This is a genomic window from Luteibacter sp. RCC_6_2 (assembly GCF_041360655.1).
Lineage (GTDB): Bacteria > Pseudomonadota > Gammaproteobacteria > Xanthomonadales > Rhodanobacteraceae > Luteibacter.
The window spans coordinates 1-15,784 of sequence record NZ_JBFUPQ010000022.1; the positions used below are offsets into that span (position 1 = coordinate 1).

The following is a 15,784-nucleotide window of genomic DNA, read 5'->3' on the forward strand; positions in this document are numbered from 1 at the left end:
GGGCCGGCCTGGACGGCCGGCCGTTTTCGCTGAGGCAGGAGCCGAATCGAAAACCCCGCCCGGCGCGACGGGCGCGATGGGGCGCCAGCCATCAGACACGGCCGCGCAGCGGCACCCCTTCCCGAGCGACGGTGGAACCGGAGCGACGAGGGTGGCGGCCGACGGCTCTGCTCCGCACATCCCAATGCGAGGGCGAAGCCGAGCCGCGCAGAAGAAACTGGCCCGCTGCCGCGGGATCGCCGACAAGGTCGGCTCCCACAAAAGTCGGCTCCCACCAGGTTTTCGCTTGCCGGCAGGTCAGTAGTCCTAATCCGGCGGAGTCAGTGGTTCTTATAGCGCGAGCACGTCGCCGAGCAATGCCTGGGCCGTGATCTCCGGCCCCGCTCCCGGTCCCTGGATGACCAACGGTGTCGCGTGATATCGGGTGGTCGTCAGCGCGAACTGGTTGTCGGTGCCCGACAGCCGCGAGGCCGGATGATCGTGACCCACCTCGACCAATCCGACACGCGCACGGCCTCGCTGGTTGAGCCGCGCCAGGTAGCGCAGCACCTTGCCGTTCGCCTTTGCCTGCGCGTGACGTTCGCGCAGCGGCTCGTCCAGCTCTTCCAGCCGCTCCAGGAACACCTTCGTATCCACGCCGCGCAGCGACTCGGGCACCAGGCTTTCGACCTCTACCTCATCGCTACCGAGGGCGAAGCCCGCATTGCGCGCGATGATCAGCAGCTTGCGCGCCACGTCTTCGCCGGAGAGGTCCGAGCGCGGATCGGGCTCGGTGAAGCCGAGCCGCCGCGCATCGCGCAGGAGGGATGAGAACGGGCGGCTGCCGTCGTACTGGTTGAACAACCACGATAGCGAGCCTGAGAAGACGCCTTCGAGGGTGAGCAGGCTGTCGCCACATTGGCGTAGCCGGCGCAGGGTCGAAAGCACGGGCAATCCCGCGCCGACCGTGGCGGCATCACCGTATACGGCGCCTCCCGCCGTCGCGCTTTGCAGCGCGCGCCAGCCTGACAGGTGTCCACCCGCCAGGGCCTTGTTCGCGGTCACGACGTGGTAACCGGCGGCGAGCCACTCCGCGTGGCGGCTCGCTTCGATGGCGCAGGCCGTGGCGTCGACAACGACCTTCCGCGTCGCACCGGCCGCATCGAGCGCGGCCAGCAAGGGCAGGTTGTCCCGGCCTTCGCGCACCTTGGCCAGACGCTCGGCCACCTCGCCGGGCGTGACGCCATCGGCCAGCACGTGCTGGCGCCGGGAGTTCGCCGCCCCCACCAGGCGCAGCGAACGCGCCGCGGGCGTACCGAGCAAGGTCAGCAAGGCGCGTCCGACCACGCCGGTCCCCAGAAGCACGATGGCGGTGCGTGGTGCGGCCCCGGCCAGCGGGGCGATCGCCACCGCGCTCATGCGCCGACCTTGCGTTTCGAAGTCACCGAGGCCACCGCGGCGGCGCGAGCCAGGCCGGCTTCGATGTCGGCGATGAGGTCGTCGCCATCCTCGATGCCGATCGACAGGCGCAACAGGCTATCGGAGATGCCGGCGACACGTCGCGCTTCCGGCGCCATGGAAGCATGCGTCATGGTGGCCGGGTGCGCCACCAGGCTTTCCACGCCGCCGAGGGATTCGGCCAGCGAGAAAAAACGCAAGCCGTCGACGAAGGCCTCGATGGCATCGGTGCCACCGTCCAGTTCGAAGCTCAGCATCGCGCCGAAGCCACCTTGCTGACGCTGCGCCAGCGCATGGCCCGGATGCGAGGCCAGGCCGGGGTAATACACGCGCTGCACGGCCTCGTGGGTATCGAGGCACGCGGCGACGCGATGCGCGTTCTCCTCGTGCGCGCGCAGGCGCACGGCCAGCGTGCGTACGCCACGCAAGGTCAAGTAGCTGTCGAACGGCGAACCGGTGAGGCCATTGCAGTTGCCCCACCACTTCAACTGTTCCGCGACGGCCTGATCCGCGGCGATCACCGCGCCACCGACGACATCGCTATGGCCATTGATGTACTTCGTGGTGGAGTGCACGACGAGGTCGGCGCCGAGCTTCAGCGGCTGCTGCAAGGCGGGCGAGAGGAAGGTGTTGTCGACCACCACGAGCGCACCTACCGCATGCGCGGCCTGTGCGACATGGCGAACGTCGGTGATCCGCAACAGGGGGTTCGAAGGTGTCTCGATCCAGACCAGGGAAGGCTTCGCGGCGAGGCCCTCGGCAAGGGCGGACGGATCGGTGAAGTCGACGAAGCGCACGCTGAAGCGGCCTTTCTTCGCCCATGCGTCGAGCAGGCGCCAGGTACCGCCGTAGCAGTCGTGCGCGGCGAGCACCAGCGATCCAGCGGGAACCAGTTCGAGCGCGAGCGCCACCGCCGACATGCCGCTACCGGTGACGACGGCGCCGGCACCCTCTTCCAGCTCGGTGAGTGCGTCCGCGAGCAGGTCGCGGGTGGGATTGCCGCTGCGCGAATAGTCATAGGCGCGCTTGCGGCCGAAACCGTCGAACGAATAATTCGTGGACAGGTGCAGCGGCGGTACCACCGCGCCGTGCTGTGTATCGGATTCGATGCCGGCGCGCACGGCGCGGGTACAAAGACGGGAATCGGTCATGGCTTAGCGGTCTCCGCGACAGTCGTTGAGTGCGTGACGCAGCACGGGAGCGAGCTGCACGGTTTCTTTCAGGAAGGCGTCGTGGCCGTAGGGCGAATCCACGACCTCCAGGGTGGCGGTGCCGCCGAGGCGGCGCTGCAATTCGCACAGGTCGGCCAGCGGAACGAGACGATCCGACGGGAAGCCCACGAGCGTGGTTGGCGTGGAAACGCATTCGGGCGAGATGTCGTGCAAGTCGATCGACTCGGAAAGCGCGAGGAAGCGCTCCGCTTCGAACCGTTCGACGAAACGCCGGCCGGCATGCTCCAGATAGTCTTCCACCGGAAAATGAAAACGGCCGTCGCGCAACTCGGGGCCTGCGGCGAAGCGGCGCGAAAACTCCTCGCTGCCGCGATAGGTGGTCATCGCCAGCTGCCGTGCCAGCGCCAGCGCCTCGTCGGTACGGCCCGAGGCGATGCCCAGCCGCACGATGCCACGCTGCACCGAACGCTGCGCGGTCGCCAACGGATGCGGGCGGTGCGCGCCGGCGAGCAGCACCAGCGATTTCAACTTTTCCGGATACAGGGCCGCGAAGGCCAGGCCGGTCATCGCGCCGTAGGACGAACCGACGAAGGCGTGCACGCGACCGATGCCGAGTTCGTCGACGAGCGCGGCCAGCGCCGAGGCCTGGTCTTCACTGGAGACCGAGGCGACGTTGCCCAGGTCCTCCGGCACCAGCCAGTCGATCGAGAGTACGCGGCATGCCGCGAGATCGATCGCGGCGCCCTGCCCCACCAGCTCCTGCCACCAGCCAGCGGCACGTTCGCGGCCGGCGCAGACATCGCGATCGGCCGAGATGCCACCCTGCACGATCACCGTCGGCGCATGCGGCGCGCCGCACCAGAGGTAGCGCACGTCCACCGCGACCGTGTCGCTGCCGTACTTCGGCGTGAAGGATACGCGGCGGGTACCGCGCTGCTCGGTGAGGTCGGCCGCGCAACGCGGCGCGGCGGGGGCGGCCGCTTCGGGGAGGGAGATCACTTTGAGGGGCTCAGCTGACATGTCCGGGTTCCTGCGTTCGGGATCGAGCCCTGCGGATACCGTGTACGGACTGTCGGCGTGGCGGGTACGCAAGAGCGCGCCCGAAACGGACATCCCATCTATCGGCTGACGTGAAACACGCCCCGCAGGAGTTGGCACCGTCGCGGAAATCCGCAGGTTGCCCCGGCTTCAAAGGGCCTGTCCCTCAGCCGGTCTCGATGAGTGGAACCGACGATACGCCTCGATATGGTTGGTGTCAACAGCCGTTTAGACGTCCAGATGTCCATACTTCCATTTCTTGCGAACAGGCCCGGCGGGAGCCGAGAGGGCCTGGTGGGAGCCGACCCTGTCGGCGATGGGTGCTTGCCGAGGCCTGGCCCGCTGCCGCGGGATCGCCGACAAGGTCGGCTCCCACCAGGTTCTCGGCTCCCGCAAGGTCGGTTCTCACAAAGATTGATTCCCACGAGGGCCGGCTCCCTACCAGGGCGCGCCTTGAAAGCGGCTTGCGGGTGGGCGGGTTAACATCCGGGCATGACCATGCATGCCTCCTTCGCCGCCGCCATCGGCCAGACGCCGCTCCTCCGCCTGCGCCATGCATCGGAGGCCACCGGTTGCGAGATCCTGGCAAAGGCCGAGTTCCTGAACCCGGGTGGCTCCGTGAAGGACCGCACCGCCCTGGGCCTGCTCGATGACGCCGAACGGCGCGGCCTCGTCCGGCCGGGATGCGTCCTGGTGGAGGGCACGGCCGGCAATACCGGCATCGGTCTGGCCCTTCTCGGCGCCAGCCGCGGCTACGCCACGCTGATCGTCATGCCCGAGACCCAGAGCCGGGAGAAGATCGACGCCCTGCGCGTCACCGGCGCCGAAGTACGACTGGTTCCCGCCGCCCCTTTCAAGGACCCCGGGCATTACGTGCATGTCGCCCGGGCCCTGGCCGAGAAGATGAACGAGCAGGCGCCGGGGAGCGCGTGGTTCGCCAACCAATTCGACAACACGGCCAACCGCGACTGGCATGAAGCCCATACGGGGCCCGAGATCTGGGAACAGACCGGCGGCAAGGTGGACGGCTTCGTCTGTGCCGCGGGCACGGGGGGCACCCTGGCCGGCGTGGGTCGCGCCCTGAAGGCCCGGCGGCCGGATATCCGCATCGCCCTGGCCGATCCCGGCGGTTCGGCGCTGGCGGCTTTCGTCAACACCGGCGAGCTGATCGCCGAAGGCACCTCGATCAGCGAGGGCATCGGCAGCAGCCGGATCACGGCCAACTTCGCCGACGCCCCGGTCGACCTGGCCTGGACGATCCCGGACACGGAGTCGGTCCCGGTCCTGCACGACCTGCTCCAGCGCGAGGGTTACTGCGTGGGCGGCTCCAGCGGCGTCAACGTGGCCGGGGCGATCCGCCTGGCCCGGGAACTCGGCCCGGGCCACACCATCGTCACCGTGCTCTGCGACGGGGGCATGCGCTACCAGACCAAGCTGTTCAACCCGTCCTTCCTGCGCGGCAAGGGCATCCCGGTGCCGGAATGGCTGGACCGGGCGTTCCCCTAGCCGGCGGCTCCCCCAACCTTCCCTGATAGAATAGGGGGTTAGCCAGATCAGCGACCCGAGAACGATGTCCTCACACCTCACCGAAACCCGCCGTCGGCGCAGCTTCGCCATCGTCAGCCATCCCGACGCCGGCAAGACCACGTTGACCGAAAAGCTCCTCCTGTTCGGTGGCGCCATCCAGATGGCCGGTTCGGTGAAGAGCCGCAAGGCCGCGCGCCACGCCACATCCGACTGGATGGCGCTGGAAAAGGAGCGCGGCATCTCGGTCACCTCGTCGGTGATGCAGTTCCCGTACAACGACGCCATCGTCAATCTGCTCGACACCCCGGGCCATGCGGACTTCTCCGAAGACACCTACCGCGTGCTCACGGCGGTCGACTCGGCGCTGATGGTCATCGACTGCGCCAAGGGCGTCGAGGAACGCACGATCAAGCTGATGGAGGTCTGCCGGCTGCGCGATACGCCGATCATGACCTTCATCAACAAGCTCGACCGCGAAGGCCGTTCGCCGATCGAGCTGCTCGACGAGGTCGAATCGGTGCTCGGCATCGCCTGCGCGCCGCTCACCTGGCCCATCGGCATGGGTTCACGCCTGAAAGGCGTCTACCACGTACTGCTGGACGAAGTGCATGTCTTCGAGCCGGGCAAGAACTTCACCCGCCAGGATTCCACCATCTTCAAGGGCCTCGATCATCCGGACCTCGCCGCCCGCATCGGTCAGGCCGCGCTGGACGAACTGCGCGACGAACTCGAGCTCGTGCTGGGCGCGTCCAATCCGTTCGACATCGACGCCTACCTCGCCGGCAAGCAGACCCCGGTGTTCTTCGGCTCCGCCGTGAACAACTTCGGCGTGCAGTTGCTGCTCGACTTCTTCGTCGAGCATGCGCCGTCGCCGCGATCGCGTGAAACCCTCACGCGCGAGGTGGAACCCGAGGAAGAAAAACTCACGGGCTTCGTGTTCAAGATCCAGGCGAACATGGACCCGGCGCACCGTGACCGTGTCGCGTTCATGCGCGTCTGCTCGGGCACCTACACCGCCGGGATGAAGATGCAGCAGACCCGTACCGGCAAGGAAGTGCGCATCGCCAATGCGCTCACGTTCATGGCTTCCGACCGCGAGATCGTCGAGCGGGCGTTTCCGGGCGATGTCATCGGCCTGCACAACCACGGCACGATCACCATCGGCGACACCTTCACCGAAGGCGAGCCGCTGTCGTTCACCGGCATTCCCAACTTCGCCCCGGAACTGTTCCGTCGCGCGCGCTTGCGCGATCCGATGAAGATGAAAGCGCTTCAAAAGGGACTCGCCCAGCTCTCGGAAGAAGGCGCCACGCAGTTCTTCCGTCCGCTGATGTCGAACGACCTCATCCTCGGCGCGGTGGGCGTGCTGCAGTTCGACGTCGTGGCCTATCGCCTGAAGGACGAATACAACGTCGACGCGACGTTCGAACAGGTCGGTGTCGCCACGGCGCGCTGGATACATTGCGACGATGCCAAGAAGCTCGAGGAATTCCGCGAGAAGAACGCCGGCAACCTCGCCGTCGACGGCGCGGGCGAACTGGTTTACCTCGCACCGACCCGCGTCAACCTGCAACTTGCGCAGGAACGCTGGCCGGCGGTGCGATTCTCGGCCACGCGCGAGCACGCGTCCGCGGTCGAAGTCTGAGTTCGCCTCCCGGCGAACCCGACGGTCAAACGGGAGACGGGCTGAGGAACCGGTGGATCGCCTGCACGACCACCGAGCCCTCGCCCACGCTGGACGCCACGCGCTTGATCGAACCCGAGCGCACGTCACCCACCGCGAACACGCCACGCAAGGTCGTCGCGAACGGTGAAGGCGTGGCGTAGCCGTCGGCGTCGCGTCCGGTCAGCACGAAGCCCTTGCGGTCGAGGTCGAGGCATCCGTCGAGCCAAGCCGTGTTCGGTTCGGCACCGATCATCACGAACAGGCTACCCGCCTTGATCCGCGTCTGCGTCCCGTCGACACATTTCCAGCCCACTTCCCGCAGATAGGCATCGCCGTCGAGGTGGTCGATCTGGCAGCGGGTATGCAGGGTGATCCGCGGCGATTGCGCGATGCGCTGCACGAGGTAGTCCGACATGGTGGCGGCGAGACCGTCGCCACGCACGAGGATATGCACGTGGGCCACCGTGCGCGCCAGGAACACCGCCGCCTGGCCGGCGCTATTGCCGCCGCCGACCACCACCACGTCCTCGCCTGCGCAGAGCGTGGCTTCCATCGCCGTGGCGGCGTAATGGATACCCTGGCCTTCGAACCGTTCGTAGTCCACGTGGTCGAGCTTGCGATAGCGCGCACCGGTGGCGACGACGACCGCACGGGCGGCCACCGATGTGCCGTCGTCCAGCAAGAGGCGGTAGGGGTGTCTGGAGCAATCCATGCCTTGTACGGAGCGCGCTATCGCCATGTGCGCGCCGAACTTCATCGCCTGCACCTGCGCACGACCGGCCAGCGCCTGGCCCGAGATGCCGGTGGGAAAGCCGAGGTAGTTTTCGATCTTCGAGCTGGTACCAGCCTGCCCGCCTGGTGCGAGCGCCTCGAGCACCAGGGTATCCAGCCCTTCGGATGCCGCGTACACCGCCGCGGCCAGGCCGGCCGGGCCCGCGCCGATCACGGCCACGTCGTGCACGTGATCGCTGTCCAGCACAATGGTGATGCCCAGTTCATCGGCCAGTTCGGAGGTGGTGGGACAACGCATCACGCGGCGGTCCGGCATGATCACCACGGGGCATTCGGACGGATGCAAGCCGAAGCCATCGATCAGGTGCCGGGCATCTTCATCGATGTCGGTGTCGAGCAAGCGGTAGGGATAGCCGTTGCGGATCAGGAAGCTGCGCAGGCGCACGGTATCGGCGGCATGCGCGGAACCGGCAAGGGTCACCCCGCCCTGCCCGCTCTGGATCAGGCCCACGCGGCGCAGGATGAAGGCGCGCATGATGATCTCGCCGATGTCCGGCTCTCCCGAGACCAGCTTGCGGAAGCTCGACGGATCCACACGGACCAGGCGTGTGTCGGAGCCGGTCCGGCCGTTCACCATGATCTGCCGTTCGCTGAACAGGTCCACCTCGCCGGTGAACTGGTTCGGTCCATGGACCGTGAAGACGTTCGGGTGGCCGTCCTCGCCGATGTCGTAGATCTCGATGCAACCGTCGATCACGAAGAAATAATCGATCCGCCGGTCGCCCCGCCGGAACAGGACCGTGCCCGCCGGGACCACTTCCTCCACCCCGTACTTCACCAGGCGCGCCGCCATCTCTTCGTTGAGATGGGGAAACGTTTGCTCGCGTCGGTTCGTCGGGCTGGAAGGGTCGTTTTCGGAGGGAATGGCCATCGCGTGAATTCCAGGTCCGGGCGTGCCCGCCCATGGCCGCGACCTTAATGGAAGCGGCGTCGCACTATCTTGTATCGGAGCACCATCATGCCTGCGTAGACTGCGTGCGCAAGCCCCTCCATGCGAGATGCCCATGTCAGCCGAGCCGACCGTCGTGACCCGCCCCGCCTTGCCCTTGCGCTTGCTCCGCTCTCCCTTGGGGCGGATCGTGGCCTTCGCCGTGACGGCCTTCCTCATCGGCATGGTCCTTGGCCGGATCTACGATGGCCTCGGCCTGCCCAAGGGCGCCATCCCTTTTCGCGACGTCACGCCGCTAATCGAGCTCTTCAGGCTGGCACCGGTGGTGCTGGCCTACTGGCTGCTGGTCCGGACCATCGAGAATCGCCGGGTCGACGAGCTCGCGCCACGCAAGGCCGTGCCTCACGTGCTCCTCGGCATCGCCGGCGGCGCCGTGCTCTTTTCGCTCGTCGTGGGCGCCCTGTGGGCCCTGGGGGCTTTCGTGGTCGATGGGGTGAACCATGACGTGCCCTGGCTGGGCCCGATCCTGGTCCTCGGCGTCGGCGCGGGAGTCGGCGAGGAAATCGTCAGCCGCGGCGTGATCTTCCGCATCGTGGAGGAAGGCCTCGGCACGTGGGCCGCGTTGCTGCTTTCGGCTGCGGTGTTCGGCGGCCTGCATGCGTGGAACCCCAATGCGACCGCCTGGAGCGCGCTCGCCATCGCCATCGAAGCCGGGCTGCTCTTCGGCCTGCTGTATCACGTGACCCGCTCGCTGTGGATCTGCATGGGTGCGCATGCGGCCTGGAACGTGGCGCAGGGACCCGTCTACGGCATCCCCGTGTCCGGCTTCGAACAGCACGGCCTCCTCGCCTCGCACGTGCGTGGCCCCGACTGGCTCACCGGCGGGGCGTTCGGCGCCGAAGCGTCGGTGGTGGCGCTGGGCCTGTGTTCGGTCGCCACGGCGGCCTGCCTGGCGATCGCCGTGCGTCGTGGCACACTGGTTCCACCACCATGGCGCCGGAATCGTGCGCAAGCCGCCTGAGCCATTTCGATAATGTGATGAACCGGGGCGAGCCGCCCCTATCCTCCTCCCTGGGTCGTCCCATGCCTTCGACTGAAAAGAAATACTCCTGGCTGGCCAACCAGCCCCTTCAGCGCAAGATCGTGCTCGCCATCGGCATGCTGCTGATCCTCTTCGTGGCGGTCGGAGTCAGCAACCTCGCATCGCTCGGCCGGGAAGACGACTCACGGGAGTGGTCTTCGCATACGTACCTGGTGCTGCTCACGCTGGCCGAGGTGAGCGACGACGCGCAGACCCGGCAGGCCGGCGCGCGCGGCTACATGCTCAGCCAATCGGAGGATGAATACGCCGATTTCGAGGCCGCCGATCGAGAACTCGATCGCGACATGGCGAGCCTGCGCCAGCAAACCGCGGACAACCCTTTGCAACAGTCCCGCATCGACCGCCTGCAGGAGATGCTCGACCGGTGGAAAAGGGAGGTGCTGAGCATCGGTCTGGAACCCATGCGGGCCATCGGGGACGCCGCCACACCGGAAGGCATCGCCGCTCGCGAAGCCATCCGCCGGGGCTATTTCGTGCAGCGCACGGTGTTGATGGACGATATCCGCAAGCACATGCACGAGATGGCGGACACCGAGCGCGCACTGCTGGCCAAGCGAAACGCCGCCCTCGACGCCGAAATCAAGACGATCCGTTACGTCGACATCGCCTCGCTCGTCCTTTGCGCGATCATCGGCGGCCTGGTGATCGCCATGACGTTCCGGCTCATCACGCGGCCGATCGTACGCATGACCGGCTTGATGACACGCCTGGCCAGCCACGACCATTCGATCGAGGTGCGCCAGCTCGAGCGCAAGGACGAAATCGGCGAGATCGCCCGTGCCCTCCAGGTCTTCAAGGAAATGGCCATCGAGACAGCCGGGCAGACCTGGCTGAAATCGACCGCCACGAGCATATCCAACCGGCTGCAGGCGACCACCTCCTACCGTGAATTCGCCGATACGCTGCTCTCCGAACTGGTGCCGAACCTGAAGGCCGGCCTGGGCGTGTTCTATGTCTTCCGCGAGGAAACCGGCCGGCTCGAGTTGCTCGGCAGCTACGGCTACAAGCAGCGCCGCCACCTCACCGTCGACTATGCCCTCGGCGAGGGACTGGTCGGGCAGGCCGCCACCGAACGGCGGACGATCGTCCTCCAGGATGTCCCCGACGATTACACGCGCATCCATTCGGGCAGCGGGGAAGCGCCGCCACGCAGCGTCGTCGTGGTGCCGGTGCTCCTTCGCGACACCCTGCTCGGCGTCATCGAGATCGCCAGCTTCGCCCATCTCACCGACGTGCAGGAGCGACTGCTCGACGAGTTGACGCCCATCGTCGCCCTGTCGCTGGAGAACCTCGCCCGCGCCCTGCGCACCCGGGCGCTGCTCGAACAGACGCAAAGCCAGGCCGACGAGCTGCGGGCTTCCGAAGAAGCCTTGCGCAGCCAGCAGGAGGACCTGCGCAGCACCAACGAAGAGCTGAAAGCCAAGACGGCCGAGTTGCAGGAGCAGTCGCAGCGCCTGGTCGCATCGGAAGAGGAACTCCGTGTGCAGACCGAGGAATTACACGCCTCGAACGAGGAGTTGCGCGAAAAGAGCATCACGCTGAACCAGCAGAAGGACGCACTCGAAGCGCTTCAGCGCGAGACCCAGGAAAAGGCCGAGGAACTGGCGCGCGCGAGCCAGTACAAATCCGAATTCCTCGCCAACATGTCGCACGAACTGCGCACGCCGTTGAACAGCCTGCTGATCCTTTCGCGCAGCCTGGCCGACAACGACGAAGAGAACCTCAACGCCGAACAGGTCGAATCCGCCCGGATCATCCACGACGCCGGGTCCAACCTGCTGCGCCTGATCAACGACATCCTCGATCTCTCCAAGGTCGAGGCCGGAAAGATGGAACTGGTGGTGGAGCCACTGCCCCTGGCCGACCTCGCACGCACACTGGGGCGCACGTTCCGGCACGTGGCCCAGGAGAAGAAACTCGACTTCGACATCCACCTCGACCCCCGTCTTCCGACCACGATACGTACCGACGGTGGCAAGCTGGAGCAAGTGGTGAACAACCTGCTCAGCAATGCGTTCAAGTTCACCGCCAGCGGCCGTGTCGGCGTGACGATCTCGCGACCGGCCGCGGATGCCCGCCTGCCGGAAGGGCTGGACCCCACGCGGGCGATCGCCATCGCCGTGACGGATTCGGGTATCGGCATTCCCGCGGACAAGTTCCAGCGCGTCTTCCACGCCTTCGAACAGGTCGACGCCAGCACCAGCCGCCAGTTCGGTGGCACGGGGCTCGGCCTGGCCATTTCGCGGCGCATCGCCATGCTGCTCGGCGGCGACATCTCGCTGCGCAGCGCTCCCGGTGAAGGCAGCACCTTCACGATCCATCTGCCCGAGGAAGCGCCGGAAAGCGACGGCCGTCCGGCGCCCGCCCCCCTGCAGCAAGCCGCGGCGGAGGCCACGCTACCGCTTTCGCCCGGCCTGCTCGCCGAGACGATCGAAGACGACCGCGATTCATTGAATCCCGGCGACACCACCATCCTCATCGTCGAGGACGACCCGGCCTTCGCACGCATCCTGGCGGCGATGATCCACCGCAAGGGCCATCGGGTGCTCGCCGCGGCCGACGGCGAATCGGGGCTCGCCCTGGCGAAGCGCTATCGCCCGACCGGCATCCTGCTCGACGTGATGTTGCCGGGCATGGACGGCTGGACGGTGATCGAACGGCTGAAAGCCGAAGCCGCCACGCGGCACATACCCGTGCATTTCATCTCGGCCACGGACGACGCCACGCGCGGCCTGGAGTTGGGTGCCGTGGGATTCCTCACCAAACCCGTCAGCCGGGAATCGATCACGGCGGCCTTCGAACGCCTCCTGCACTTCGCCGAGGGCCGCACGCGTCACCTCCTCGTCGTGGACGACGACGCCAGCGCACGTGCCGCCGTGCGCACGCTGCTCAAGGACGATTCCGTCCTCATCGAGGAAGCGGCCTCCGGTGAGGAAGCGCTCGCCATGACCGCGGAAAAACCGTTCGATTGCATCGTCCTCGATCTCGGATTGCCGCACATGTCCGGCTTCGAATTCCTCGAGCGGCTGTCGCAGGCCGGGCATACGCCACCCGTCGTGGTGTACTCGGGGCGCGACCTCTCGCGCGAAGAGAGCATGCGCATCCGCCAGTACACCGACAGCATCGTCGTCAAGGGTGCCCGCTCGCCGGAGCGCCTGCTCGACGAGGTGAGCCTGTTCCTGCACTCGATCCGCCACGGTGGCGGCGCGCGTGCCGAAGCGTCGGCCACGGTGGACGGCCTGGACGACGGCGACCTGCGCGGCCACCGCCTCCTCCTTGTCGACGACGACATGCGCAACCTGTTCGCGCTGTCCAAGGTGCTGCGTGCGAAAGGCGTGGACGTGGTGATGGCCCAGGATGGACGGAAGGCCCTCGACACACTCGACAAGGACCCCGAAATCGAGCTCGTGCTGATGGACATCATGATGCCGGTGATGGATGGATACGAGACCATGCGGTCCATCAGGGCGAAGCCGGCGCTGGCACAGGTGCCGATCATCGCACTCACCGCGAAGGCCATGCGCGGCGATCGCGAGAAGTGCCTCGAAGCAGGTGCCAACGATTACCTGTCCAAGCCGATCGACGTCGACCGCCTGTTGTCGATGATCCGCGTATGGTTGCCGGCGCGGGCCTGACATGGACGTCGAGGACATCGAGATCCAGCTTTTCGTGCGCGCCATGCAGTTGCGCCACGGTTACGACTTCCATGACTACGCACCTGCGTCGCTGAAGCGCCGCATCCAGCAACTCGTGCGCACGCACGACGCCGGCACGATCAGCGAGCTCACCACGCGCTTGTTGCATGACCCGAATTTCGTGCGCAAGGTGATCGAAGGCCTGTCGGTACCGGTGTCGGAGATGTTCCGCGACCCATCGGTTTTCCGCGCCCTGCGCGACAAGGTGTTCCCAGTGCTGGCCTCCTATGCGGAGATCAATATCTGGCAGGCCGGCTGCGCGCACGGCCAGGAAGTGTATTCACTGGCGATCATGCTGGAGGAAGCCGGCCTCTACGACCGCACCCGGATCTACGCCACCGACTTCAACGACGCCGCGCTCGCGGCGGCGGCCGAAGGGATCTATGCGACGCGCGAGGCGCGGGACTGGTCACGCAATTACCTGGAAGCCGGCGGCAGGCACTCCTTCAGCGACTACTACAGCGCGCGCTATGAGTTCATCAAGCTCGACCGGCGCCTGCGCCGTAACGTCACCTTCGTCAACCACAACCTCGTCACGGACAAGGTGTTCTGCGAGGCGCACCTGATCCTCTGCCGGAACGTGCTGATCTATTTCAGCAACGCCTTGCAGGACCGTACGCTCGGCCTGTTCAGGGACAGCCTCGTCCGCGGCGGATTCCTCTGCCTCGGCACCCGCGAGAACATCGATTTCTCCCCGGCGGCGGCGGGATTCGCCGATGTCGACCAGGCCATGCGCATCTACCAGGCGGGTGGACCCGGCGCGAGGCCATTGGCCAGATGAGCACGCACGACGCCGTCGTCATGGGTTGCAGCGCGGGCGGGCTCTCCGCCCTGCAACTCGTGTTGCCGGGCCTGGACCGCCACCTCACCGTGCCGGTGGTGCTCTGCTGCCATACCGGCTCGGCCGATGTCTCATTGCTGGTGGAGCTGCTCGCGCGTGTTTGTCCGCTGCCGGTGACCGAAGCGCAAGAACGTGCGCCGGCCGATCCCGGTGTGGTCCACGTGGCGCCCAGCGGCTACCATTTGCTGGTGGAGGATAACTTCCGGTTTTCCCTGAGCGTCGATGCGCGCGTGGCTTATGCGCGGCCGTCGATCGACGTGCTGTTCGAAACCGCGGCGGAAGCATGGCGCGAGCGATTGGTCGCCGTGTTGATGACCGGGGCGAATTCCGATGGTGCGAACGGAATCGCCGCCGTGCGCCGGGCTGGTGGTTACGCTGTCGTACAAGACCCGGCGACCGCCGAAGCCGATGTGATGCCGCAGGCCGCGCTGGAACTCGCGGGCGCGGATGCCTGCCTGCCACTGGACGCGATCGCCGCGAAGATCAACCAATTGTGCCTGCCATGAATCCGCTCCGTCCGAAAATCCTCGTCGTCGACGACACGCCCGCCAACCTGGTGGCCATGCGCCGCCTTCTCGCCCGAGCGGATGCGGATATCTTCGAGGCCAACAGTGGCAACGAGGCACTTGCGCTCTGCCTGGACCACCAGTTCGCGCTGGTGTTGCTCGATGTGAACATGCCTGAGATGGACGGCTTCGAAGTGGCCCAGTTCATCTCCGAAACCGATCACCTGAGCGAGACGCCGATCATCTTCGTCACGGCCGCCTATGCGGACGACATCAACCGGATCAAGGGATACACATCCGGTGCCATCGACTACATCGCCAAGCCGATCAACGACGTGATCCTGCAGTCGAAGGTCAAGATCTTCCTCGAACTCTATCGCGCACGCGCCTTGCTGCAGCAGGCGCTGGACGAGTTATCACTGCGCAACCGGCAGCTCACCAGCGAGGTGGCCGAGCGCACTCGCATGGAGCAACTGGTACGGCACCAGGCCACCCACGATGCGCTGACCGGGCTGCCGAACCGGGTGCTGTTCCGCGACCGCCTGGAAGCGGCTATCGAAGCGGGCGGCGATGGCGGAGCACCCTTTGCGCTGGCGTATATCGATATCGATGGATTCAAGGGTGTGAACGACGCCCATGGCCACGCCGCGGGCGATGAACTGCTCAAGGCGATCGCCGCGCGGGTCGATGCGTGCACGCGAGGCACCGATACGGTCGCCCGACTCGGTGGCGACGAGTTCGCCGTGCTTCTGCATGACGCCGCCGACGCGGAGGGTGCCCTCGCACGTTGCCAGTCGTTATGCGACACGGTGGGCGAGCCGTACATGCTGCATGTGGGCGACTTGCCTGTTCCCGCCAAGGTAGGCGCCAGCATCGGCGTGACCATGTTCCGGGCGGGCGCGAGCTACGACGACATCGTCGCCGCCGCCGACGGGGCGATGTACGAGGCCAAGCGCGGCGGGAAGAACCGCTGCGTCCTGGGGTGACCGGAAGAGCGGGATGGTTGGGGGATGGGTGGCCGGGAGATGGGAACACGAGGTCGCCTGCGGCTCCATCGCCGACAAGGTCGGCTCCCACCAAAGCAGGATTCCAGCATCCGGACACAGGCTCTGGTGGGAG

11 protein-coding genes and 1 riboswitch are annotated in these 15,784 nt (G+C 66.6%); of the genes, 7 read left to right on the forward strand and 4 right to left on the reverse strand.

Translation table 11 applies throughout. From position 1 onward, the window contains the following. Positions 1-330: 330 nt before the first annotated feature. The 3 genes from AB6730_RS18095 to AB6730_RS18105 are packed head-to-tail and all read right to left on the reverse strand — an operon-like array spanning position 331 to position 3,629. Positions 331-1,398, reverse strand: a complete 1,068-nt coding sequence (locus AB6730_RS18095; RefSeq protein ID WP_371024988.1) for a homoserine dehydrogenase — start codon at positions 1,396-1,398, stop codon at positions 331-333. Beyond that, positions 1,395-2,588, reverse strand: a complete 1,194-nt coding sequence (gene metB / locus AB6730_RS18100; RefSeq protein WP_371024989.1) for a cystathionine gamma-synthase — start codon at positions 2,586-2,588, stop codon at positions 1,395-1,397. The genes AB6730_RS18095 and metB overlap by 4 nt, the downstream gene beginning before the upstream one ends. 3 nt (positions 2,589-2,591) lie before the next feature. After that, positions 2,592-3,629: a homoserine O-succinyltransferase gene (locus tag AB6730_RS18105; RefSeq protein ID WP_371024990.1), complete on the reverse strand. Its 1,038-nt coding sequence runs from the start codon at positions 3,627-3,629 to the stop codon at positions 2,592-2,594. 91 nt (positions 3,630-3,720) lie between these two features. Beyond that, positions 3,721-3,833, reverse strand: a riboswitch (SAM riboswitch). A gap of 306 nt (positions 3,834-4,139) precedes the next feature. Here AB6730_RS18105 and AB6730_RS18110 point away from each other — a divergent pair. Further along, positions 4,140-5,153: a cysteine synthase A gene (locus tag AB6730_RS18110; RefSeq protein WP_371024991.1), complete on the forward strand. Its 1,014-nt coding sequence runs from the start codon at positions 4,140-4,142 to the stop codon at positions 5,151-5,153. Between the two features lie 64 nt (positions 5,154-5,217). Next, positions 5,218-6,819: a peptide chain release factor 3 gene (locus AB6730_RS18115; RefSeq protein ID WP_371024992.1), complete on the forward strand. Its 1,602-nt coding sequence runs from the start codon at positions 5,218-5,220 to the stop codon at positions 6,817-6,819. Between the two features lie 25 nt (positions 6,820-6,844). Here AB6730_RS18115 and AB6730_RS18120 read toward each other — a convergent pair whose 3' ends face one another. After that, a complete protein-coding gene (locus AB6730_RS18120; RefSeq protein ID WP_371024993.1) occupies positions 6,845-8,503 on the reverse strand; it encodes an FAD-dependent oxidoreductase in 1,659 nt (552 codons plus the stop codon). A 133-nt stretch (positions 8,504-8,636) separates the two neighbouring features. Between AB6730_RS18120 and AB6730_RS18125 the strand changes: the two genes are divergently transcribed. The 5 genes from AB6730_RS18125 (at position 8,637) to AB6730_RS18145 (ending at position 15,651) form a co-directional block, all read left to right on the forward strand. Continuing rightward, a complete protein-coding gene (locus AB6730_RS18125) occupies positions 8,637-9,542 on the forward strand; it encodes a lysostaphin resistance A-like protein (RefSeq protein ID WP_371024994.1) in 906 nt (301 codons plus the stop codon). Between the two features lie 62 nt (positions 9,543-9,604). After that, the gene (locus AB6730_RS18130) at positions 9,605-13,258 is read left to right on the forward strand and encodes a response regulator (protein WP_371024995.1); all 3,654 of its coding nucleotides are present in this window, start codon (positions 9,605-9,607) and stop codon (positions 13,256-13,258) included. A gap of 1 nt (position 13,259) precedes the next feature. Continuing rightward, positions 13,260-14,099: a protein-glutamate O-methyltransferase CheR gene (locus AB6730_RS18135; RefSeq protein WP_371024996.1), complete on the forward strand. Its 840-nt coding sequence runs from the start codon at positions 13,260-13,262 to the stop codon at positions 14,097-14,099. After that, entirely contained in the window at positions 14,096-14,665 is a 570-nt protein-coding gene (locus AB6730_RS18140; protein WP_371024997.1) for a chemotaxis protein CheB, read from the forward strand. Before AB6730_RS18135 ends, AB6730_RS18140 begins: the two co-directional genes overlap by 4 nt. Then, positions 14,662-15,651, forward strand: coding sequence for a diguanylate cyclase domain-containing protein (locus AB6730_RS18145; protein ID WP_371024998.1), 990 nt, complete (start codon positions 14,662-14,664; stop codon positions 15,649-15,651). Before AB6730_RS18140 ends, AB6730_RS18145 begins: the two co-directional genes overlap by 4 nt. Positions 15,652-15,784 lie beyond the last annotated feature (133 nt).